Here is a 20,989-nt window from a genome sequence, read left to right as displayed (position 1 = left end):
GACGCTACGTCCGTTTCCAAAGAGTTCCAGGGGGATCCCGAGGACATGCCGGACTGGGCAAAACCCAGCCCGGAAGAAGTGGAAGCACAAGCGGCTGAGGAATCAGCTAGGCGGGAACGCGCCGCCCGGCGCGCCGCAACCCCAGCCATGCCAGCGGGCAGCACCTCCCGCACCATTGCCAGCTTCCCGGAGGAATCCAGGAAACCGGGCAGTGTTGAAGAGCTGCGTGCGGCGATGGAACAGATTGTTGCCGCGCCCGCACCGGCCAAACCCTCGAAGCAGGAACGCCGCGAAGCACGCGAAGCGAGAAAAGCGGCGCGCGAAGCCGGGGAGCCTGAAGAGCTCAGCGATGACCAGTGGCGGGAAAAGGCGCGTGGCATTTTGCTGCGCCAGCTCGCAGCCAGCGACAAGACCGCGAAACAGCTCAAGGACAAGCTTCTTGACAACCAATGCCCTGAGGATATCGCTGATGAAGTCATCGACCGGTATGCCGAGATCAATCTCGTTGATGATGAACGCTTTGCGAAGTCGTGGGTAGTTGCCCGCGCGCGCTCGCGCGGTTTGGCCCGTGGGGCGATCAAGCGCGAGCTGCGCACCAAGGGCGTAGACGATGAACTGGCCGCTGAAGCGCTTGAGCAGATTGATGATGAGGCCGAGGAGCAGCGGGCCCGTGAACTGGTTCGCGCGAAACTGCGCCCGGAATCCATGGGCGCAGATCGGGATAGGGCATTACGCCGACTAGTAGGGATGCTGGGGCGTAAAGGCTACAACGGCGGCTTGGCCTTCAAGGTCGCGCGCGAAGAATGGGAAGAGCGCTTCGGTAGCCGCTACTGATTGCGCTTCGGATCCTGGGCAGGTGCTTTGCTGCGGCGTCCAAGCCAATCGTCAATGCCCTGGTATGCCCACAGGATCAAGGCGGCGATCCCGGCAAGCACCGAGCCAACACCGATATTGAACAGCAGGTCATCGGTCTCGTGGTCCATCGGCGGGAGGAGGCCGATGGCGATCGGGATGGCGAAAAGGAAAAGTGCGGATATTCCGGCCATCCAGATATGGAAGACCTTCATGCCGCGTGACAAGCGCAATGGGCGGGATTTCTCGGGTTCCGGTTGTGGGCGGGGTGAATGGTTTTCCACGGAAATCTCTCTCATAGGCCGAATTGGCTAGTTGATAGTCTAATTCAATCCTAACCCTTCCGAGGGAAGCGGTGAATCCGGCGATTAGCGGGCACGCGCTGCGAACAGCACGCAGGAGCGCGTCCCAAGGTCACCTGTATTTCAGCAGTACCCAATCTTCGGTAATCTTGAAGAGTGACTGAGCAACATACCTTGAGCAACATAGGCAGTGGAGAACTACCCCGTACCTATGAAGTACGTACCTTCGGCTGCCAAATGAACGTGCACGATTCCGAGCGGCTCTCCGGTCTCCTGGAAGATGCGGGCCTAAGCCGCAAATCCGAAGAGCTGGCCGAAGAAGCAGCCGACGTCGTCGTCTTCAATACCTGCGCAGTGCGTGAAAACGCAGACAACAAGCTCTACGGGCATCTGGGCCTGCTGAAGAACCTGAAGGCCGAACGCCCCAATATGCAAATTGCCGTCGGCGGGTGCCTTGCCCAGAAGGACCGGGACACCATCGTCAAGAAAGCCCCATGGGTAGACGTGGTGTTCGGCACGCACAATATCGGTTCGTTGCCTACGCTGCTGGCCCGCTCGCGCCACAACCAGGAGGCGCAACTGGAGATCCTGGAATCACTGGATGTCTTCCCATCCACCTTGCCGACTCGGCGCGAATCCGTGTACGCAGGCTGGGTCTCCATTTCCGTGGGTTGCAACAATACCTGCACCTTCTGCATCGTCCCATCCTTGCGCGGCAAGGAGCGCGATCGCCGCCCGGGCGAGATCCTCGCCGAAATCCAGGCCCTGGTCGATGATGGGGCCATCGAAGTGACCCTGCTGGGCCAGAACGTGAATTCCTACGGCGTGGAATTCGGAGACCGCTTGGCCTTCGGCAAGTTGCTGCGCGCTTGCGGCGAAATAGAAGGACTCGAACGCGTGCGCTTCACCAGCCCGCACCCAGCGGCCTTCACCGATGACGTCATCGATGCCATGGCCGAGACCCCGAACGTGATGCCGCAGCTGCATATGCCGCTGCAGTCCGGCTCGGACAGGGTGCTCAAGGAAATGCGCCGCTCCTACCGGTCCAAGAAATTCCTGGGCATCCTGGAAAAGGTTCGCGAACGCATCCCGCATGCGGCAATCACCACCGACATCATCGTTGGCTTCCCGGGCGAAACCGAAGAGGACTTCCAAGCCACCCTCGACGTGGTTGAAGCGTCGCGATTCTCCTCGGCATTCACCTTCCAGTATTCCAAGCGGCCGGGAACACCGGCAGCCGAACTTAAAGACCAGCTGCCCAAGGCCGTGGTCCAGGAACGCTACGAGCGACTGACCGCGCTCCAGGACCGCATTGCCAAGGAAGAGAATGCGAAGCAGCTGGGCCGTACCGTAGAAGTGATGGCCACCGAGCAGTCCGGACGCAAGTCCGGGGAAACCCGGCGCCTGTCCGGACGCTCGCAGGACCAGCGCCTGGTGCACTTCTCTGTGCCTGACGGAGCCCAAGCCCCGCGCCCAGGCGATCTGGTCACCCTGCCTATTACCGAAGTGGCATCATTCCACCTGATTTCCGATCCCACCGCTGACCAGTACTCCCTGCGCCGTTCGCGTGCCGGGGATGCCTGGGACCGTGCCCAAGCCGAAAGCTGCGGGGTACCTTCCCCAGCTGCGAACGGTTCCATCGGCCGCACGAGCTTGGGCATGCCAACCTTGAAAGTGCGTAGCTAAGTACATGACCAATTCGAACCTGCCGGTCATCGCCATCGTCGGCCCCACCGGCACCGGCAAGTCAGATTTGGCTATTGCCCTGGCCCGGGAACTGGGCGGGGAAATCGTCAATTCAGATGCCCTGCAGTTCTACCGCGGCATGGATATCGGCACCGCGAAGCTGCCGGTGGATGAACGTGGCGGCATCGAGCATCATTTGCTCGACACCATGGCCATCACCGAGGAAGCGTCCGTCGCGGCCTTCCAAGCCCAAGCCCGCGACCACTTCGCCCGAATCCAGGCCCGCGGCAAGATTCCGGTGATGGTCGGCGGCTCTGGACTGTATGTACGCGCAGCACTTGACGTCATCGATTTCCCGCCGACGGATCCCGGGGTCAGGAAACGGCTGGAGGCTGAGGTCGAGGCCGAAGGCGACGGACCCCTGCGCCGCCGATTGGCCGAGGTGGACCCGGTGTCAGCTGGGCGCAACCTGGATTTGCGCCGCGCGATCCGGGCCCTTGAAGTCTACGAGATTTCCGGGCGGGCCTTCAGCTCCTTCATGCCGCAACGCGAGTATGCCGCACCGGCAATCCAGATCGGTTTGAACTATGACCGGCATGCATTGCACGAAGCCCTGGAGGCCCGCGTGCACAAGATGGATGCCATGGGATTAGCCGAAGAAGTCGCAGGACTTCTTGAACAAGGATTACGCGAAGGCAAGACCGCTTCGCGTGCCATCGGGTACCAGCAGTACATTGACTACTTGGATGCGCTGATCACCCGAGCCGAAGCCATCGACCAGACGATCATCGCCACGCGCAAGTTCGCGCGACGGCAGATCACCTGGTTCAATGCAGACCAGCGGGTCAACTGGCTGAACCCGATCGAACCGGGACTGCTGGAAAAAACGCTGAAGATCATTGGCTAGCCAACATACGCAGGAAAACTCTAGGAGCATTGATGTACCGCACCGAACTAGGACAGCTGGCTGGACAACATTTTGCCAAGGGCCACGCTACCGGCAACGACTTCGTACTGGTTGCAGACCCTGAAGCAAAGCTCGACATCACCCCCGAACAGGTAGCGGCCCTGTGCCATCGCCGCTTCGGCATTGGCGGCGACGGGCTCATCCGTGCCGTGCCAACCTCCAAGGTTCCGGGATACGAAGAGCAGTTCCTGGAGAACCCCAAGGCCTACTGGTTCATGGATTACCGGAACAACGACGGTTCCATCGCCGAAATGTGCGGCAATGGCGTGCGTGCCTTCGCGCACTACCTGATTGCCGAGGGGCTGGTGAGCCTCCAGGTGGGGCAAAGCTTCCAAATCGGCAGCCGTGCAGGGGTCAAGGAAATTACCCGCCTGGTCGATGGCTACGCAGTGAACCTGGGTCCTTGGGGCCTGATCTTCGAGCAGGACGCGGCCGAAAAATCCGTGGACTCCATGGTCAAGCCGCGTGGCTGGGAACAGGCCCTGCCGGCCTTGAGCATCACCATGGGCAATCCGCACACCGTTGTGGCGTTGCCCGATGCCCGAATGCTCGAAGAATTGGACCTGTTCCAGGCACCAGAGGTATCTCCCGTTCCTGCCCACGGCACCAACGTGGAATTCGTGGTTCCATCCGAACCGCTGATTGAAGAAGACGGAGTTGCCCAGGTCCAGATGCGCGTCCATGAACGCGGGGTAGGCGAGACCCTCTCTTGCGGTACCGGTGCCTGCGCGGCTGCAGCTGCCGTACGCTACTGGGCGCGCAGCACCGCGCTGATCAACCAGTGGGCTGTTGCGGTGCCAGGCGGCGTGGTCGGCGTTGAATTCCGCGGCAATGCAAGCGGCGGAGAAGATACGATCCTCAGCGGCCCCGCGGATCTGGTGGCGCGCGGGATCCTCGGTGCGCAGTAGAACTGATCCGGTTCTTCGCAGAACCGCAGATTGGCTCGGCTAGCGGATCTGCGGTTTGCCTTCGGTCCTCTAGGCCGGGCGCGCTACCTTCAGCACGCGGAAGGCCTTGGCGGTCGCTTCGCGGGTGATCTTCCACTCCGAGGGAAGCTGCTCAACCAGCCACTTCTGCAACGAGTCACTGCCAAGGTTCTTCTGCACCACCATCCAGGCCTCGCCGCCCGGCGCCAAACGGGGCAACCACAGCATCAGCAGCTCATGCAGGGCATCCTTGCCGATGCGAATGGGCGGGTTGGACCAGATGGTGTCGAATTCCAGGTTCGGATCCACGGATTCAGGAGTGCCGACAACAACGTTGGACAAGCCCAACGCCGTGGCGTTCAAGCGGGCCAGATCGATGGAACGCTCATTGACGTCGACGCCGTAGACCTCGGACTGCGGGGACTGCTCGGCAGCGGCCAAGGTGATGGGCCCCCAGCCGCACCCGATATCCAGGATGCGTCCGCGAGGGGCCGGCACGTACTGCAGCAATACCGCTGTGCCCTTATCCAGCCCGGCAGGGGAGAAAATGCCGGAGGCCGTCTGCACTTTGCGCAGCGAGCCATTGAGCTCGACTTCGATGGTGCGACGTTCGTCTGCCGAGGCCGGGCTGGCGGTGAAGTAGTGATCCGAGGTCATAGGCAAAGTTTATCGCCCAGTACGGTTACCCCAAAGAACAGGGTCTCCAACGTGAGCAAAGCGATATAGGCACGACACGATATCACTGATAGAGTTTTCCCTATGACTTTCATTTTCGTCTAATACGTAATCCTCTTGGTTACCCGCGATTCCACGAGCTGGCCGTGCACTTCTTGCGCGCCCACCTGCATGAATCAGCAGACAGCAAAGTCATTTCCCCTTCTTGGCAGTTCTTCTTTTTGGAACCCCGCATTCGCCTTTGCTCACCGGTAACCATGCATTCACCTGTCTGCTCATAGACCTTTACTCCTTGCAAAGGACCACGAATGTTTGATGAACCAACCGAAACTGAACGCGCCACGTCGCAAAGTGGGGCCCACCCGCACTATTCTGGAAAGCGAAGTACTTCTAAGGAGACCATGACTAACTCCGAGTCACACGAGCACGATTCGGCATCTATGGATGATGCCCAGATCCAGGCCGCCATCGATCGAATCCTCGCAGCCGACGATGCGCAGAGCCCGCAGGTCCAGCACTTCGGCGAAGAAGAGAGTTCCATCTTCGCCGGGCAAGCCTCTGCACTGAACCGTTTTTCCTCCGGCCTCACCCATTTCGACGGGGACCAGGAAGATTTGGACGACCGCCGTGCGCTGCGCCGCGTCGCAGGCCTGTCCACGGAACTGGAAGACGTCACCGAAGTCGAGTACCGCCAGCTGCGCCTGGAACGCGTCGTGCTGGCTGGCATCTGGAGCGACGGCACCGTCACCGACGCCGAGAATTCTCTGCGTGAGCTCGCCGCTTTGGCAGAGACCGCCGGCTCGGAGGTCCTGGACGGGCTGGTGCAGCGTCGCAGCAAGCCGGACCCATCGACTTTCCTCGGCTCGGGCAAGGCTGAAGAGCTGCGCGGAATTGTTGCTTCCACTGGCGCCGATACCGTGGTTGTCGATGCAGAGCTGGCTCCTTCGCAGCGTCGCGCCTTGGAGGATATCGTCAAGGTCAAGGTGATCGACCGCACCAGCCTGATCCTGGATATCTTTGCGCAGCATGCCCAGTCGCGAGAGGGCAAGGCGCAGGTTGAACTGGCCCAGCTCGAATACCTGCTGCCGCGCCTTCGCGGTTGGGGAGAATCGATGTCCCGCCAGGCCGGTGGCCGCGTGGGTGCCGCCGGTGGCGGTATCGGTTCGCGTGGACCGGGTGAAACCAAGATTGAAATGGACCGCCGCCGCATTCGCGACCGCATGGCGAAGCTGCGCCGCGAGATCAAGGCCATGAAGCCTGCGCGCGAAGCCAAGCGTGCCAACCGCAAGCGCAATGAGGTTCCGGCCGTAGCCATTGCCGGCTACACCAACGCTGGCAAGTCATCGCTGCTTAACCGACTGACCAACGCCGGTGTGCTGGTGGAGAACGCGCTGTTCGCTACCCTGGACCCGACCGTTCGCCAGTCGGCGACCGAAGACGGGCTGACCTACACCCTGGCCGATACCGTGGGATTCGTTTCCAACCTTCCGACCCAGCTGGTGGAAGCCTTCCGTTCCACTTTGGAGGAAATCGCCGATTCGGATCTCATCCTGCACGTCGTTGACGGGTCCCATCCGGATCCCGAAGGGCAGATCCAGGCCGTGCGCACCGTGCTCGGCGAAGTCGACGCGTTGAACATCCCAGAGATCATCGTGGTGAATAAGGCTGATGTGGCTGATCCGTTCGTTATCGAACGCATCCGCAACAAGGAATCCAACACTGTGGTTGTCTCTGCGCATACCGGTGAAGGCATCCAGGAGCTGCTGGAAAAGATCAGTTCCTCGATTCCACGCCCCGGAGTCCAGCTTGAGGTACTCATTCCCTACAACCGGGGGGATTTGATCGCCAAGCTGCACCAGAGCGAATCCGAGATCCTGGAAAGCGAACACCTGGAGGAGGGCACCCGGCTGATCGTCAAGGTGCGCGATTCCTTTGCTGCAGAGTTGGAGACCTTCAACCTTCATGGATAAGCAAGAGCAGGCCCTGGGGCTCCTGGAGGCCGCGGTCACTTCCATGGGCGGCGCCATGCGCACCGGCCAGCAGGAAATGGTCAAGCACGTGGTCAGCGCGTTGGAAGACGAAAAGCATTTGCTGGTGCAGGCCGGTACCGGAACGGGCAAGTCCATGGGCTACCTGATTCCGGCACTGGCCCACGCGCAAACCAGCGCCAAGCCAGTGATCGTCTCCACCGCGACATTGGCGCTGCAATCGCAGATTGTCGGCCGTGACGTACCGCGATTACTCGACTCGCTCAAGGGCAAGCTCTCGCGCCCGATGGATGTCGCGCTGCTCAAGGGGCGCTCGAACTACCTGTGCCAGTACAAGCTCGGCGGCGGATACCCGGATGACGAAGGCACTCTTTTTTCCATGGACGAGCCGGCAATACCTGCCGGCACAACTTACTCGCCGCTGGCTAGCGAAGTAATGAAACTGCGTGAATGGGCCGAAGAGACCGACACGGGTGACCGCGATGAACTGGTGCCCGGGGTTAGTGACAAGGCTTGGAAGCAGGTCTCGGTTTCGGCCATGGAGTGCCTCGGCTCGCAGAAGTGCCCGATGGCGGACGAATGCTTCTCGGAAATGGCGCGTGCCCGTGCCGCCGAGTCCGACGTGGTCATTACGAACCATGCGTTGCTGGCGGTTTCGGCCTTCGAGGGGCTTTCGGTTCTCCCGGACTTCGAAGTCGCGATCATCGATGAGGCCCACGAACTGCAAGATCGCGTGACCAGCTCGGTTTCGGGCGCGCTCTCCTCGCGCATGGTGCTTACCGCCGCTGGCGGTGCCAAGCGCCATTGCGGTATCAATGCGGATGAGATGGTCAAGGCCGCAAACCGCCTGGAAAAGTCGTTGACCGGGTTGCCGACAGGCTTGCTGGAACATGGTCTGCGCGAAGACATGGGCATTGCCCTGAACGACATCGTGGAGCAGGCCCGGCTGGCTCTGGCGCTGTCCAAGCCCGAAGCCAATGCACCGGCCGATGGCGGCCGCCAGACTGCCCGCTCCCAGCTGCAGGCAGTGATGGATGATGCGATTCGCATGCTCGAATCCGAAGAACGCCGCGAGGTCCTGTACACCACCCGTCCGCGGGAGTTTGTCGAAGGCCGGGGCTACGTCGAGGCCGATGAGAGCCAGCCTGCAACCTTGAACGTGGCACCGTTGTCGGTGGCCGGCAAGTTGCGCGAGGGCCTCTTCGACGGGCGCACGGTCGTATTGACCAGCGCCACCTTGGCCATTGGCTCGCAGTTCGACTCGGTAGCAGGCTCCTTGGGCCTGATGGGCGCCGGCGCTCCATCATGGACCGGCGTAGATGTTGGCAGCCCTTTCGATTACCCCAAGCAGGGCATCCTCTACGTGGCCAAGCACCTGCCCAAGCCAGGACGCCAACTGGCGGCGGAGACGCTGGATGAGATCGAAGATCTCATCAAGGCCTCCGGTGGCGGCGCCTTGGCGCTGTTCACTTCCAAGCGTTCCGCCGAGGAAGCGGCAAGCATCTTGCGCGAGCGCCTGGACGTGGAAATCTTGTGCCAGGGTGAAGCCAGCATGAAGTCGCTGGTCGAACAGTTCAGCAGCGAACGCGACACCTGCCTGTTTGGAACCATGACCTTGTGGCAGGGCGTAGACGTGCCAGGCGATTCTTGCCGGCTGGTCATCATCGACAAGATTCCTTTCCCGCGCCCGGATGATCCTATCTCCAAGGCCCGTTCCGAGGACGTGGCCAAGCATGGCGGAAATGGCTTCATGCAGGTTGCCGCCACCCATGCGGCGATTCGCCTGGCCCAGGGTGCTGGGCGCTTGATTCGTTCGGTCGGGGATAAGGGCGTTGTGGCGATCCTTGATTCGCGCATGGCCACGGCGCGGTACGGCAGCTTCTTGAAAGCTACCCTGCCGCCGATGTGGCCGACTGTCGATAAGAAGGTCATCACTGGTGTTCTCAAGCGATTGAACCCGGGCGGGAAATAGCCGCGGCCAGAGTATGAACTTGAGCTGTCCTTCGGGACAGCTCAAGTTCTTTAACCGGTACCAGCATGATGCTTCCAGATGCACTAAGGTCTGTGACAAGAACTGATGAAGCTCGAATCGGAAGGCACCATGGAGTCCATGCAGGAATTGGCGCACCAAGCCGCGATCGACACCCACCAGCGGTTCGGGCATCGCCTCATGGGGTTGCCCGGAACGTGGATTGGACAGAGCTACAGCAAAGCGCATCGGTTGCGCGACGGAAGCATGCTCAGCAATCTCAATGGTTTCGCGCACCCGCTTGCGGAGTGGAACTATTGGTGGCAGGCGCACTATCTGGATGCCATCATCGATGAGGGCCGATCGTACTGGGACGAAGGCAACGAACACCGGGCGCGCGAAGCGCTTGCCCGGGCCAACGGCCTATTGCGCGGCATTCGAATTCGAAACTTCGGGATCTTGCCCAACTACTTCTTCGACGACATGGCTTGGCTTGCCCTGGCCAGCGGCCGCCTGTCAGAGTTCACGCAGCTGGTGACGGGACACAGGAGCCGTCCTGCCGAGGCGGCAGTTCGGACGCTGGGACGGCAGCTCCATGCCGGCATGGATGGGGTGCTGGACGGCGGCCTGTACTGGTCCAGAAAGCGGGATTTCAAGAACACGCCAGCCAACGCGCCGGCGGCACTGTTCTTTGCCCGTACCGGGGAGAAAGAGACCGCGCGAGAGCTTCTCCAGTGGCTGGAAAAGAATCTGTTCAGCGTGGAGCGAGGACTGTATCTGGACGGACTTCGGTTGACCACGCAGGGACACGCCGTGGAACCAGCGGTCTACACCTATAACCAGGGCCTGGTGCTCGGGGCATTGCTTGAGCTTGGCGAGCCTGCTGATCTGGCTCACGCTAAAGTACTGATCGATGCCACCACGAAATCGCTGTCAACTGCTGCCGGGGTCCTCTCGTTCAACAGCGGGGGAGACGGCAACCTGTTCGCGGGGATACTCTGCCGATATCTGGCCCTCGCCGGTAATGATGTCCGCATAGAAGCCCGGAGCCGGGAGCAGGCCAGGAGGCTGGTCATGGCAACGGCGCGCCATCTGGCTGACCAGGAACCACGCCGGCTTTCGGCGGCAATCCAACGCTGGATGATCTTCTCGGCGGCCGCTCAATTCGAGTTGAACGCCGGCCAATAGCGGGTTAAACGAGAATTGCGCTGGTGCCAAGCACCAGCGCAATGACCGTACGTATTCTAGAGCGAGCGCATCACCGAGACGACGCGTCCCATGATCGTTGCGGCATCACCCAAAATTGGTTCGTAGCGCGAGTTCTGCGGAAGCAGCCAGGTATGCCCGTCACGCTGCCGGAAAGTCTTTACCGTGGCTTCTTCATCGAGCAGGGCAGCTACGATGTCGCCGTTGTCCGCCGTCTGCTGGCGGCGGACAACTACCCAGTCGCCATCGCAAATCGCAGCGTCAACCATTGAATCGCCGGAAACCTTGAGCATGAACAGTTCGCCGTGGCCTACGAGCTGACGAGGCAACGAGAAAACATCTTCGACGGACTGTTCGGCAAGGATCGGACCGCCGGCAGCGATACGGCCAACCAGGGGAACCATGGTGGTGTCAGCGGAAGTGCTCAATTCAATGATCTTGGCGTCTTCGCTGGCATCTGGCTCGACCTCCTTCGAAACTTCGGCCTTCTCGGCGTCTTCGGCCAGCTGCAGAGGCAGCAGGATTTCCATTGCGCGCGGACGGCGTGGATCTCGACGGATATAGCCGAGCTTTTCCAGCTGGCTCAGCTGGTGGGTGACGCTCGAAAGGCTCTTGAGCCCTACTGCGTCACCAATCTCACGCATCGATGGTGGATAACCGTTCTTGCCGATTGACCGCTGGATCGTCTCCAGGATCTTCTTTTGGCGAATCGTCAGCGAACGTGCATTCGATCGGGGAGTGCGTTGTGAAGCTGACATGAGATTTTGCCTTCCCTAGCAATCATTCGAAAGTTCGTAAGTCCAAACTGTCGGCGCTAGATGGTGAGATGTTTTCATTGCTCGTCTACTTCGAAATCTTAGTAGATAAGCGAGCTTCTTTCAAAGATTTGTTCGAAAACTTCTGGACAAGTTCCGCAAACCTCTGTTAGAACAGATATACGAGGTTCGAACAAGTTTTCGAATCTACGCTTTCGAATACAAATTCGCATCACTTGAATTTCTTGAGGAGACAAAGTCATGGCAACCGTCGCACTTGACTCAAATCAGACCCAGGCACCACTGAAGATCCGCATCAACCGTCGCGGATGGGCCGTGCTTGTGGGTATGCCCATTTTCGCACTCACCATCGCCGCAGCTTTCTTCATCTCCATGTTTGCCTCTGACGCGCATGCCGCAGCCGATACTCCTGTTGGAGTCGGAACCGTTGATGTCACCGTTATTCCAGGGGATACGCTGTGGAGCCTGGCCCGGGATTACGCCACCGGTTACGACGTGACCTCGGCAGTGGGCCACATCGCCGAACTCAATGCCCTGACCGGCAGCGAAATCCAGGTTGGCGAAACCTTGTCGATTCCGGTCCTTGCCGGCTAGCTTCCCCAGCCTGCTTCGAGTTTGTTACCTGTGGCCGTAGCGGATTCACCGGCAGGCGCGCTGCGCACGTAGACTTGATGCGTGAATGACCGCAGTGAACTTTTGAGTCAGCTGCCCTTGCGTGAGAATCTCCGCGGGCTATCCCCTTATGGCGCACCACAAATTGACGTGCCCATCCAGCTGAACGTCAACGAGAACACCCATCCGTTGCCACCGACAGTCGTCGATGCCATTGCACAAGAGGTGGCCAAGGCGGCGGCAATGTTGAACCGGTATCCGGACCGCGAGTTCACCGAGCTTCGCGAACTCCTAGCCGATTACCTCGGCCACTCGCTCACCAAGGACAATATCTGGGCCGCTAACGGTTCCAATGAAATCCTGCAGCAAATCCTGCAAGCCTTTGGCGGCCCCGGCCGTGCCGTGATGAGCTTCGGCCCAACCTACTCCATGTACCCGCTGCTTGCCAGTGGTACTGACACGAAATATATCGCCGGTGAACGCGCCGCAGATTTCACGTTGTCCGCCGATTCCGCAGCCGCACAGGTTCGCGAGCACAAGCCGAACATCGTTTTCCTCTGCTCTCCGAATAACCCCACCGGCACGGCCCTTGGCCTGGACGTCATCACCGCGGTATATGAAGCCATGAGCGAGCATAACGGCATGGTGATCGTGGATGAGGCGTACGCCGAGTTCTCCTTGGCCAGCACCACCTCGGCGCTGAGCCTGCTCGAAGGCCGCCAGCGGCTGATTGTCTCGCGCACCATGTCCAAGGCTTTCGGCCTGGCCGGTGCGCGCGTAGGCTACCTGGCCGCTGCGCCAGAAGTCACCGATGCCATCCGCTTGGTGCGACTGCCGTACCACCTGTCGGCAGTGACCCAGGCAACCGCCATCGCGGCCTTGAAGAACATCGAGTTGCTGTTGGCCCAGGTCGAGGACATCAAGTCCCAGCGGGACCGCATCGTCGCGCGCCTGAAGGAACTTGGCCTCAAGCCATCGGTCTCCGACTCCAACTTCGTCTTCTTCGGTGGCGTCGAAGACCCCCACAAGATTTGGGAAGGCCTGTTGGAAGCCGGCATCATCATCCGCGACAATGGAATCCCGGGAACCTTGCGTGTTACGGCAGGAACCGAATCGGAAACCACAGCCTTCTTGGAACGACTTGCCGAACTGCTCGGCTCGCAGAAGTAATCAAAGACAAGCGAAGGAAGACATGTCTGCCGAATTGATTGGCGCACGTCGCGCCCGCATGGAACGCGTGACCAGCGAATCGTCCGTATTCGTTGAACTGGACCTCGATGGCACCGGTGTCTCTGAGATCAGCACCTCGGTGCCGTTCTACGACCACATGCTGACTGCGCTATCCAAGCATTCGCTCATCGATCTCACCGTGCGTGCAACCGGCGATACCCACATCGACGTTCACCACACCGTCGAGGACACCGCGATCACCATTGGCGAAGTACTGCGCGTGGCACTGGGCAACAAGGCCGGCATCCGCCGCTTCGGCACCTCCTACGCTCCACTGGACGAAGCCCTGTCCCGTTCGGTAGTCGATGTGTCGGGCCGGCCATACCTCGTGCACTCCGGCGAGCCTGCGGGCCAGGAATACCACCTGATCGGTGGTCACTTCACCGGTTCGATGACCCGTCACGTCTTCGAAGCCATCACTTTCCACGCACAGATCTGTGCTCACATCGAGGTGCTCTCGGGTCGCGACCCGCACCACATCGTTGAAGCGCAGTTCAAGTCCTTCGCGCGCGCATTGCGCGAAGCGGTAGAGCGCGATGAGCGCATGGGCGACAAGATCCCATCCACGAAGGGTGCACTGTAAGTGGAAAAGAAAACAGTAGTTGTCCTGGATTATGGGTCCGGCAACGTCCGCTCCGCTGTGCGCGCTTTGGAAGCCGCCGGTGCCGAAGTGGAACTGACCGCAGATCCGAAGAAGATCGTGGCCGCCGACGGCCTGGTAGTCCCCGGTGTTGGCGCCTACGCCTCGGTCATGGAGCAGCTGGCCAAAACCGGTTCCCTGCGCTGGATCGGTCGCCGCATTGCCGGGGGCCTGCCGGTTTTGGGTATCTGCGTGGGACACCAGGTCTTCTTTGAAGAAGGCGTGGAACACGGTGTGAAAACCGAAGGCATTGGCGAATGGCCGGGCAAGGTTGAACGCCTGCAGTCGGATGTCATCCCGCACATGGGCTGGAACACGGTACGCCCGCCGGAAGGATCCAAGCTGTTCGCCGGCATCGAGGGTGAACGTTTCTACTTCGTGCACTCCTACGCTGTTCAGAAGTGGGAATTCGACGTAACCCAGCCAGCGATGACCCCGCCACAGGTGACCTGGTCGACGCACGGAACGCCCTTCGTGGCCGCCGTCGAGAACGGCCCGCTATCGGCAGTGCAGTTCCACCCGGAGAAGTCCGGGGACGCTGGCGCGCAGCTGCTTCGCAACTGGTTGGGGACGCTCTAGGCATGTGGACCCTTATTCTGGGCGTTGTCGGGGCCTTCCTGATTGGCGGAGCCATTTCGCTGAAGAGCCAGAAGGCCCATATCTCATGGATCATCGCGCTGTGGGTACTTGCAGGCCTGAGCCTGATCGCAGCCTGGTCCTTGACCTACTAATCACATTACTTCTTCACTAAGGACATCATGAGCGAGCAACCAATCCTCGAACTTTTGCCTGCAGTAGATATCGCTGGCGGACAGGCAGTGCGCCTGGTCCAGGGCGAAGCCGGTTCCGAGACCGGATACGGCGACCCGCTGGAAGCTGCGCTCTCCTGGCAGAACGCCGGCGCTGAATGGCTGCACCTGGTCGACCTGGACGCAGCCTTTGACCGTGGCAGCAATGTTGAGATTGTCCAGCGCATTGCCAAGGAACTGGATATCAAGGTCGAGCTCTCCGGCGGTATCCGCGATGACGCTTCACTTGACCGGGCCCTGGAATTCGGCGCTACCCGCGTCAACCTCGGAACCGCCGCGCTGGAGAACCCGGAATGGACCAAGCAGGCCATTGCCCGCCACGGCGACAAGATCGCCGTGGGCATGGACGTGCGCGGAACCACCTTGTCCGGCCACGGCTGGACCAAGGACGGAGGCGACCTGTGGGACGTTCTGGCCCGCCTCGAAGATGCCGGATGCGCCCGATACGTCGTCACCGACGTGACCAAGGACGGCACCCTGCGCGGACCGAACGTTGAACTATTGCGCGAAATCGCTGCCAAGACCAGCAAGCCGATTGTCGCCTCGGGCGGCATCTCCTCGCTCGAAGACCTCCGGGTCTTGCGCGAGCTGGTTCCAGAAGGCATCGAAGGAGCCATCATGGGCAAGGCGCTGTACTCGGGCCAATTCACCTTGCAAGAAGCGCTCGATGTAGCAGGTCGCCGCTAGGCCCCATGCTGCAGCAGGGAAAGACGATTCAGAAGCTCGCGCTTTTGAATCGTCTTTTTTTATTCGTGAAAGCGGATCCCGGTCTTTCCCTCCTCGGGCCCGCGACTGCGCGCAGGTGCTGGGAAAGAAATCTGAAATCATCGGATAGGGGTGTCCAAGCTCATGACTGCAGTTTTGAAACTTCCCTCCAACAACCCCGAAACCACCGATAGCATGGAGCTATGAGTACCGAGCAACCTGAATCTGCACCCAAACGCCACCTGCCGGGACATATTGTCGCTGCACTGGCGCAGGCAGGCTCTAGCACCGACTCTGCCGGTCAGGACTGGGAAGGCCGGGACCTGAGCGGTGAAGGCAACCCCCTGCATAATTTCGACAAGGACGACGGCAAGGCCGACGCCAACGTCGTTGCCGCACTGGCGGCCTTGCGCGATGGCAGCGCAGGGGAGGGCGAGGTGCATAAATCCTTGTCCGAGGCACGCGTTTTCGTTGCGGTGGTAGCCCAGCTCGGCGAAGAAGCCATGACGGAACACGGCTTCGCATCCGACAAGGAAGCCGATATGGCGCTGGTGAAAATCAAGGCTCCAGATGGCCGCATGGCCCTGCCGATCTTCACGACCGTCGAACGATTGCAGGCTTGGCACAAGGAAGCTCGACCAGTGGCGGTTTACGCCCCGCGGGCGGCCCTCTCGGCAGTCAGCGAGGAATGCCAGCTGCTGGTACTCGATCCCGGAAGCGAATTCACCTTCGTGCTTCGACGACCGGGGGTCTGGAACCTGGCCAAGCAGATCGACTGGATTCCGAGTTATCAGAACCAGCAGATCGCCAACCTAGTGCAGGATGCAACCGAAGGCTTTGGCCAGTTGCAGACCGTCAAGGTTGCCCCGGGCAGGGGAGTCGGCTCACGCAGCAAGGACGGGCAAGTGGTCCTTGGCGGAGGTCCCGGACCGGAACTGAACTTGCAGTTTGTTTTTGCTCCCGGAACGAGCGAGAACGACGCTCGCGAGACGACTCGCGCAATCCACGGACGTTTGTCCCAAAACACCGAATTCGCTGAAGCAGTGGATTCCCTCGAACTCAGTTTGCACAGCGCGCCGAACTAAACCGGCGGGCTCCTTTCGACCAGACAAGGAACTTTCCGGGCATGAAAAGCTATTGGCAGATTTTGCGTCAACCGCAGATCTCACTTTTGTTGCTGATTGGCATGATTGCCCGACTTCCGCACTCCGCATTGAGCATGCTGCTGCTCCTGCATCTGGTGAACAACCTCGGCCAATCCTGGGTTTCGGCCGGTCTGGTCACGGCCGTCATGACCTTGGGCATCGCCATTGGCGCCCCGTGGCGCGGTGCCCGCGTAGATGTCTGGGGATTGCGCCGCGCGATGATCCCATCGGTGATCGTCGAAACACTCGTCTGGTGCACGGTGCCGCATGTTCCACTGGTCTGGGTGTACCCGCTGGCCTTCATCGGCGGACTCTTCGCGCTACCGGTCTTCTCAGTGGTGCGTACCGCGCTGGGCATCATGACCACCGGCGAACAACGCCGTACCGCCTTCGCCTTGGATGCCACCGCCACCGAACTGGTGTTCATCGTCGGACCTGCAAGCGCCGGCATTGTCGCCACCCAGATCAGCAGCGTCATTGGATTGAGCGTCATCGGCGTGACCTCGACGGTTGCCGGGTTGGCGCTGATGATCCTGAATCCGCCAACGCGCAGCGATGATCCCAAGGCGATCGCCTCGCGGGCCAACGTGCACGAGGAACGCTTGGGGGCGGAGGCCAGCTTCATTGCGGCCGCGCCGATGGGTGTACCCGAAGTCGAGGGCGAGCTGATCGCAGCCGGCATGAAGTCTGCCCGCGCCCGCATCAAGCAGCGTGGCCGCAACTTCAAGAACCGTTTCAACTGGGTCAGCGCTTCGGTCCTGGCAGTATTCATTGCCGCGGCCGGAGCAGGCATGCTGCTCACCGGCACAGAAGTGGCCATCGTGGCCGAATTGGACGCGTCGGCGCAGAGCCACCAGCTGGGTCTGGTGTTCTTCTTCTGGTGCGGAGCTTCGCTGGTCGGCGGCCTGATCTACGGGTCGATGAAGCGGGTTATTTCTCCACTGGTGCTGCTGCTGAGCATGGCCGTGCTGACGATCCCCATGTACTTCGCGTGGGATACCTGGTCATTGGCGCTGTTCTCCGCACTCCCCGGCTTCCTGTGCGCGCCGACGCTGTCGGCGGCCTCTGAGTGGCTCACCGACTTGGTGGCCGAAAAGCGTCGCGGCGAAGCCATGGGCTGGTATGGCTCTGCGATGACCGCTGGCACCGCGTTGGGATCGCCGATCACCGGCATATTCGTCGACAACCTCGGACCCGCCCCGGCCTTCCTTGGCATCGGCGCCATGGCTGCAGTGGTCGTGGTGATTGCCTTGATTGCGCAGCAGATCCGCCGCCGCGTTCGCCGCGCCCGCCGCCGTCGCCTGGAAACGATCGCCTAGGCTGGTGGAGCTGCCCTGAGCCGCGAGTACATGTACATGTCCCTGCGTGCGGTGCCCACCTGTTCCCAGCTGCGCAGCAAGCCTTCACGCTGGAAGCCGCACGCTTCAGCGGCCCGCCACGACCCCTCGTTCCACGGCTCCACGTAGAGCTCGATCCGGTCGATTCCCGGATGCTCCAATGCCCAGGCGCCGAGCGCAGCCAACGCGTGCTTGGCAATGCCGCGCCTGCGGTGCTCCGGTGCGATCCAGTATCCGATGCTGGCCCTGCCGTGGTCGGCATTGCGCAGCCACAAGCCGATTTGCCCAACGGCACGATCCGTGGCCGTTTCGGCTATGGCAAATGAATACCCGCTGCCCTCGGCCACCCGGCGGTGCTGGCGCTCGATGAATGCCGCATAGCCGGCTTCAGTTCCTTGCGCCGGGACCGTGGTGATTTGCGTAATGTAGGGGTCCGTGGAGGCCTGCCTCACGGCAGGAATGTCGCTGGGCTGGAAGGGGCGGAGCCGGAAAGCACCGGCGTCGATCACTGGTTGTTCGAGCATCTGCATGATTCCAACCTAGCTTGGTGATCCAAACAACAAATGGACCCGTTTCCCTGGGGAAACGAGTCCATGATGTTAATCTCTTAAAATTCAACCAATATTACCTAGTTGACCGGTCCGGTGAACTTCTCGCCCGGGCCCTTGCCTGGTGCATCCGGGATGATTGAAGCTTCGCGGAAGGCCAGCTGCAGGCTGCGCAGGCCGTCACGCAAAGGCGCTGCGTGCTGCGAGCCGATCTCAGGCGCACCGGCGGTGACTAGGCCTGCCAGTGCGGTGATCAGCTTGCGGGCCTCATCGAGATCCTTCAGCTCATTGGCATCTTCGCCCTCTGCAAGTCCGCACTTGACTGCTGCTGCACTCATCAGGTGGACGGCGGCCGTGGTGATGATTTCAACGGCTGCAACTTCTGCGATATCGCGCGCCTGCTGGTCGACAGCGTGCTGGTGCGAGTTGGTGTCTTCGTTAGTCATACTGCTAAGCTTGTCACAGACCGACTCGATGCCGGTACTTCTCGCAGTTCTCCAGCTAGCACTGGATGAGGGATTCGTACTAGTATTGAGCCATGCAAGTGGAGGCCAACTCCCACCCGCTGTCGCCGTTTCCAGGCTTCCGGGTATTTCGGCAGGATTGCAGCAATGCATTCCCCAAGCGCTTACGCAGGAGCAATCCCGTGTTCGGCTTTGTCGTTCTTTTTGGCCTTCGCCTGCAATCGCAGACGGGGGCCTTCTTTGTTTGCGGTCATGGATTACGAATTTCAGGAGTGACACATCAGCGATCCACGCATTAATGAGCGCATTCGCGTGCCAGAGGTACGTCTCGTCGGCCCTAATGGCGAGCAGGTAGGCATCGTCCGTATCGAGGACGCGCTTCGTCTTGCTCTAGAGTCCGATCTGGACTTGGTCGAGGTGGCACCCAGCGCCAAGCCTCCAGTGTGCAAATTGATGGATTTCGGCAAGTACAAGTACGAAGCCGCTGTCAAGGCTCGCGAAGCTCGTAAGAACCAGACCAACACGGTCTTGAAGGAAGTCCGCTTCCGCCTGAAGATCGACACCCACGACTACGAGACCAAGGTCGGCCACGCACTGCGCTTCCTGGGCGCCGGCGACAAGGTCAAGGCCATGATCCAGTTCCGTGGTCGTGAGCAGCAGCGTCCAGAGATGGGCATTCGCTTGCTTGAAAAGTTTGCAGCAGACGTCGCCGAAGTTGGAATCATTGAATCCAGCCCGCGCATCGATGGCCGAAACATGGTCATGGTTGTTGGTCCGCTGAAGAACAAGGCAGAGGCTCGCCGCGAACAGCAGCAGAAGTCGGGTGGCCGCAGCGCGGCCAAGCGAAAGATCCGCACCGACGCGCCGGCTGAGACCGAGGGCCAGAATGTCGCAGCTTCCATGGATGATGAAGCCCGCGCCAAGTTGGAGCAGGCACGTCAGGCAGCTGAAGGCGACGCCTAGCCAAGCCTGTTGGGCTTTCGAGCCCGTCACCGTTCACGGTGAAGGATCTTCTTCCGGGAAGGTCCAACTACAAGAGAACAACAGCGGTCACCTTTATCGGGGCCCGCTTCGGATGATCCCCACCCGGTGCTTTACCGGGTGGAGCACGTAAGGAGAACGGCAGCTATGCCGAAGTTCAAGACTCACAGTGGCGCCAAGAAGCGCTTCAAGCTCACCGGTAGCGGTAAGCTCGCTCGCCAGCAGGCCAACCGTCGCCACTACCTGGAGCACAAGTCCTCGCGCGTTACCCGTCGCCTGGCTTCTGACCAGATCGTCGCTAAGGCCGATGTAAAGACCATCAAGCGGATGCTGGGCCTCTAAGCTCTCCCTTTCGCAATACGGGGAAGCAATACCCCACCACCCATAGATTTCACCCATCCCGCAAAATCGCGGGCACTGGGGAACTGACTTGAAGGAGTACACACGTGGCACGTGTGAAGCGGGCAGTAAACGCCCACAAGAAGCGTCGCGTCGTTCTGGAACGCGCAAAGGGTTACCGCGGTCAGCGTTCGCGCCTGTACCGTAAGGCCAAGGAGCAGCTGCTCCACTCGTTCGTTTACAGCTTCAACGACCGCCGTAAGCGCAAGGGCGACTTCCGCCGCCTGTGGATCCAGCGCATCAACGCTGCATCCCGCGCCAACGGCATGACCTACAACCGTCTGATCCAGGGCCTGAAGGCTGCTCAGATCGAGGTTGACCGTCGTATGCTCGCAGAGCTGGCTGTTTCGGACTCGAACGCTTTCGCTACCCTGGTAAAGCTTGCCAAGGATGCACTTCCAGCTGACGTCAACGCCCCAAAGGCTGCCGCTGCTGAGGTTGCTGCACCTAAGGCTGCCAAGGCTCCAAAGGCTGCTGCCAAGTCCGTCGAGGGCGAAGGCGTAGTCAAGGCCGTTGAAGGCGAAGACGCACCTGAGGGCTTCATCATCAAGGGCAACGCCGGCTCGAACAAGTACCACGTTCCAGGCTCGACCTGGTACGACCAGACCGAAGCCGAGTTCTGGTTCAACTCCATCGAAGCTGCCAAGGCTGCAGGCTTCGAACCAGCTGGCGGCGAATCCCGTCAGCAGATGAAGTAAATCTCTTCTCCCTTTGAGCTGAGGCTCAGGTAGGACAGATCACACCGAAGGGTGGGTCCCGCGCACAGCGCGGA

General features: G+C 60.6%; 23 protein-coding genes. 18 read left to right on the top strand and 5 right to left on the bottom strand.

The features are described from left to right. The first annotated feature begins 45 nt into the window (after positions 1–45). Positions 46–834 carry a regulatory protein RecX gene (locus EDF61_RS00275; protein ID WP_133832957.1) on the top strand — a complete coding sequence of 263 codons (789 nt, stop codon included), beginning with the start codon at positions 46–48 and terminating at the stop codon, positions 832–834. Here EDF61_RS00275 and EDF61_RS00270 read toward each other — a convergent pair. Further along, entirely contained in the window at positions 828–1,151 is a 324-nt protein-coding gene (locus EDF61_RS00270) for a hypothetical protein (RefSeq protein ID WP_146112308.1), read from the bottom strand. The genes EDF61_RS00275 and EDF61_RS00270 overlap by 7 nt on opposite strands. 159 nt (positions 1,152–1,310) lie before the next feature. On the opposite strand from EDF61_RS00270, the gene miaB reads away from it, so the two are divergent. The 3 genes from miaB to dapF are packed head-to-tail and all read left to right on the top strand — an operon-like array spanning position 1,311 to position 4,715. Further along, entirely contained in the window at positions 1,311–2,840 is a 1,530-nt protein-coding gene (gene miaB, locus EDF61_RS00265) for a tRNA (N6-isopentenyl adenosine(37)-C2)-methylthiotransferase MiaB (RefSeq protein WP_133832955.1), read from the top strand. Between the two features lie 4 nt (positions 2,841–2,844). Beyond that, positions 2,845–3,747, top strand: a complete 903-nt coding sequence (gene miaA, locus EDF61_RS00260) for a tRNA (adenosine(37)-N6)-dimethylallyltransferase MiaA (RefSeq protein WP_133832954.1) — start codon at positions 2,845–2,847, stop codon at positions 3,745–3,747. 32 nt (positions 3,748–3,779) lie between these two features. After that, a complete protein-coding gene (gene dapF / locus EDF61_RS00255) occupies positions 3,780–4,715 on the top strand; it encodes a diaminopimelate epimerase (RefSeq protein ID WP_133832953.1) in 936 nt (311 codons plus the stop codon). A 69-nt stretch (positions 4,716–4,784) separates the two neighbouring features. On the opposite strand, the gene EDF61_RS00250 is transcribed toward dapF, so the two are convergent. Continuing rightward, positions 4,785–5,390, bottom strand: a complete 606-nt coding sequence (locus EDF61_RS00250) for a class I SAM-dependent methyltransferase (RefSeq protein ID WP_105658161.1) — start codon at positions 5,388–5,390, stop codon at positions 4,785–4,787. Between the two features lie 419 nt (positions 5,391–5,809). Here EDF61_RS00250 and hflX point away from each other — a divergent pair, with 419 nt between their 5' ends. The 3 genes from hflX (at position 5,810) to EDF61_RS00235 (ending at position 10,553) form a co-directional block, all read left to right on the top strand. Further along, positions 5,810–7,378 (top strand): GTPase HflX, encoded by a 1,569-nt coding sequence (hflX, locus tag EDF61_RS00245; protein ID WP_105661882.1) that lies wholly within the window; start codon positions 5,810–5,812, stop codon positions 7,376–7,378. After that, entirely contained in the window at positions 7,371–9,368 is a 1,998-nt protein-coding gene (locus EDF61_RS00240) for an ATP-dependent DNA helicase (RefSeq protein WP_105658159.1), read from the top strand. The genes hflX and EDF61_RS00240 overlap by 8 nt, the downstream gene beginning before the upstream one ends. Before the next feature lie 105 nt (positions 9,369–9,473). Beyond that, positions 9,474–10,553 (top strand): glycoside hydrolase family 76 protein, encoded by a 1,080-nt coding sequence (locus tag EDF61_RS00235; protein ID WP_133832952.1) that lies wholly within the window; start codon positions 9,474–9,476, stop codon positions 10,551–10,553. Between the two features lie 56 nt (positions 10,554–10,609). Here the strand turns inward: EDF61_RS00235 and lexA are convergent, their stop codons facing one another. Then, positions 10,610–11,329: a transcriptional repressor LexA gene (lexA, locus tag EDF61_RS00230; RefSeq protein ID WP_133832951.1), complete on the bottom strand. Its 720-nt coding sequence runs from the start codon at positions 11,327–11,329 to the stop codon at positions 10,610–10,612. A gap of 258 nt (positions 11,330–11,587) precedes the next feature. Between lexA and EDF61_RS00225 the strand changes: the two genes are divergently transcribed. The 8 genes from EDF61_RS00225 to EDF61_RS00195 all read left to right on the top strand — a co-directional run bounded on the left by EDF61_RS00225 (position 11,588) and on the right by EDF61_RS00195 (position 17,807). After that, on the top strand, positions 11,588–11,941 hold the full coding sequence (locus EDF61_RS00225) for a LysM peptidoglycan-binding domain-containing protein (protein ID WP_105658156.1): 354 nt from the start codon (positions 11,588–11,590) through the stop codon (positions 11,939–11,941). Between the two features lie 81 nt (positions 11,942–12,022). Further along, positions 12,023–13,129: a histidinol-phosphate transaminase gene (locus EDF61_RS00220; RefSeq protein ID WP_105658155.1), complete on the top strand. Its 1,107-nt coding sequence runs from the start codon at positions 12,023–12,025 to the stop codon at positions 13,127–13,129. Between the two features lie 22 nt (positions 13,130–13,151). Then, positions 13,152–13,772, top strand: a complete 621-nt coding sequence (hisB, locus tag EDF61_RS00215; RefSeq protein ID WP_013348471.1) for an imidazoleglycerol-phosphate dehydratase HisB — start codon at positions 13,152–13,154, stop codon at positions 13,770–13,772. Next, positions 13,773–14,408: an imidazole glycerol phosphate synthase subunit HisH gene (gene hisH / locus EDF61_RS00210; RefSeq protein WP_105658154.1), complete on the top strand. Its 636-nt coding sequence runs from the start codon at positions 13,773–13,775 to the stop codon at positions 14,406–14,408. 2 nt (positions 14,409–14,410) lie between these two features. Continuing rightward, positions 14,411–14,560: a CG2302 family histidine operon protein gene (locus tag EDF61_RS18670; RefSeq protein ID WP_166650645.1), complete on the top strand. Its 150-nt coding sequence runs from the start codon at positions 14,411–14,413 to the stop codon at positions 14,558–14,560. Between the two features lie 27 nt (positions 14,561–14,587). Next, positions 14,588–15,325 (top strand): bifunctional 1-(5-phosphoribosyl)-5-((5-phosphoribosylamino)methylideneamino)imidazole-4-carboxamide isomerase/phosphoribosylanthranilate isomerase PriA, encoded by a 738-nt coding sequence (gene priA, locus EDF61_RS00205; protein ID WP_105658153.1) that lies wholly within the window; start codon positions 14,588–14,590, stop codon positions 15,323–15,325. A gap of 221 nt (positions 15,326–15,546) precedes the next feature. Then, on the top strand, positions 15,547–16,428 hold the full coding sequence (locus EDF61_RS00200; RefSeq protein WP_105658152.1) for an SseB family protein: 882 nt from the start codon (positions 15,547–15,549) through the stop codon (positions 16,426–16,428). Between the two features lie 41 nt (positions 16,429–16,469). After that, complete coding sequence (locus EDF61_RS00195) at positions 16,470–17,807, top strand: MFS transporter (protein WP_105658151.1); 1,338 nt, start codon at positions 16,470–16,472, stop codon at positions 17,805–17,807. Here EDF61_RS00195 and EDF61_RS00190 read toward each other — a convergent pair. Further along, entirely contained in the window at positions 17,804–18,355 is a 552-nt protein-coding gene (locus EDF61_RS00190; protein ID WP_105658150.1) for a GNAT family N-acetyltransferase, read from the bottom strand. The two genes, EDF61_RS00195 and EDF61_RS00190, sit on opposite strands and share 4 nt — an antisense overlap. Before the next feature lie 98 nt (positions 18,356–18,453). Next, positions 18,454–18,819 carry a DUF1844 domain-containing protein gene (locus tag EDF61_RS00185; RefSeq protein WP_133832950.1) on the bottom strand — a complete coding sequence of 122 codons (366 nt, stop codon included), beginning with the start codon at positions 18,817–18,819 and terminating at the stop codon, positions 18,454–18,456. Positions 18,820–19,149: 330 nt separating this feature from the next. Between EDF61_RS00185 and infC the strand changes: the two genes are divergently transcribed. The 3 genes from infC (at position 19,150) to rplT (ending at position 20,915) form a co-directional block, all read left to right on the top strand. Continuing rightward, a complete protein-coding gene (gene infC / locus EDF61_RS00180; protein ID WP_388023856.1) occupies positions 19,150–19,800 on the top strand; it encodes a translation initiation factor IF-3 in 651 nt (216 codons plus the stop codon). Between the two features lie 165 nt (positions 19,801–19,965). Further along, the gene (rpmI, locus tag EDF61_RS00175) at positions 19,966–20,160 is read left to right on the top strand and encodes a 50S ribosomal protein L35 (RefSeq protein ID WP_013348480.1); all 195 of its coding nucleotides are present in this window, start codon (positions 19,966–19,968) and stop codon (positions 20,158–20,160) included. 104 nt (positions 20,161–20,264) lie between these two features. Continuing rightward, positions 20,265–20,915: a 50S ribosomal protein L20, sunset domain variant gene (gene rplT / locus EDF61_RS00170; protein ID WP_105658148.1), complete on the top strand. Its 651-nt coding sequence runs from the start codon at positions 20,265–20,267 to the stop codon at positions 20,913–20,915. The last annotated feature ends 74 nt before the right edge of the window (positions 20,916–20,989 follow it).

The sequence above is a fragment of the Arthrobacter sp. JUb115 genome (assembly GCF_004365035.1).
Lineage (GTDB): Bacteria > Actinomycetota > Actinomycetes > Actinomycetales > Micrococcaceae > Glutamicibacter.
This window is presented reverse-complemented; position numbering and strand designations above follow the sequence as displayed.

Excerpts from the sequence above, each read along its gene's own strand:
- EDF61_RS00275 (WP_133832957.1), top strand. The coding sequence starts at position 46 with ATGCCGGACTGGGCAAAACCCAGCCCGGAAGAAGTGGAAGCACAAGCG.
- EDF61_RS00270 (WP_146112308.1), bottom strand. The coding sequence starts at position 1,151 with ATGAGAGAGATTTCCGTGGAAAACCATTCACCCCGCCCACAACCGGAA.
- miaA (WP_133832954.1), top strand. The coding sequence starts at position 2,845 with ATGACCAATTCGAACCTGCCGGTCATCGCCATCGTCGGCCCCACCGGC.
- dapF (WP_133832953.1), top strand. The coding sequence starts at position 3,780 with ATGTACCGCACCGAACTAGGACAGCTGGCTGGACAACATTTTGCCAAG.
- EDF61_RS00250 (WP_105658161.1), bottom strand. The coding sequence starts at position 5,390 with ATGACCTCGGATCACTACTTCACCGCCAGCCCGGCCTCGGCAGACGAA.
- hflX (WP_105661882.1), top strand. The coding sequence starts at position 5,810 with ATGACTAACTCCGAGTCACACGAGCACGATTCGGCATCTATGGATGAT.
- EDF61_RS00240 (WP_105658159.1), top strand. The coding sequence starts at position 7,371 with ATGGATAAGCAAGAGCAGGCCCTGGGGCTCCTGGAGGCCGCGGTCACT.
- EDF61_RS00235 (WP_133832952.1), top strand. The coding sequence starts at position 9,474 with ATGAAGCTCGAATCGGAAGGCACCATGGAGTCCATGCAGGAATTGGCG.
- lexA (WP_133832951.1), bottom strand. The coding sequence starts at position 11,329 with ATGTCAGCTTCACAACGCACTCCCCGATCGAATGCACGTTCGCTGACG.
- EDF61_RS00225 (WP_105658156.1), top strand. The coding sequence starts at position 11,588 with ATGGCAACCGTCGCACTTGACTCAAATCAGACCCAGGCACCACTGAAG.
- hisB (WP_013348471.1), top strand. The coding sequence starts at position 13,152 with ATGTCTGCCGAATTGATTGGCGCACGTCGCGCCCGCATGGAACGCGTG.
- EDF61_RS18670 (WP_166650645.1), top strand. The coding sequence starts at position 14,411 with ATGTGGACCCTTATTCTGGGCGTTGTCGGGGCCTTCCTGATTGGCGGA.
- priA (WP_105658153.1), top strand. The coding sequence starts at position 14,588 with ATGAGCGAGCAACCAATCCTCGAACTTTTGCCTGCAGTAGATATCGCT.
- EDF61_RS00200 (WP_105658152.1), top strand. The coding sequence starts at position 15,547 with ATGAGTACCGAGCAACCTGAATCTGCACCCAAACGCCACCTGCCGGGA.
- EDF61_RS00195 (WP_105658151.1), top strand. The coding sequence starts at position 16,470 with ATGAAAAGCTATTGGCAGATTTTGCGTCAACCGCAGATCTCACTTTTG.
- EDF61_RS00190 (WP_105658150.1), bottom strand. The coding sequence starts at position 18,355 with ATGCAGATGCTCGAACAACCAGTGATCGACGCCGGTGCTTTCCGGCTC.
- EDF61_RS00185 (WP_133832950.1), bottom strand. The coding sequence starts at position 18,819 with ATGACTAACGAAGACACCAACTCGCACCAGCACGCTGTCGACCAGCAG.
- rpmI (WP_013348480.1), top strand. The coding sequence starts at position 19,966 with ATGCCGAAGTTCAAGACTCACAGTGGCGCCAAGAAGCGCTTCAAGCTC.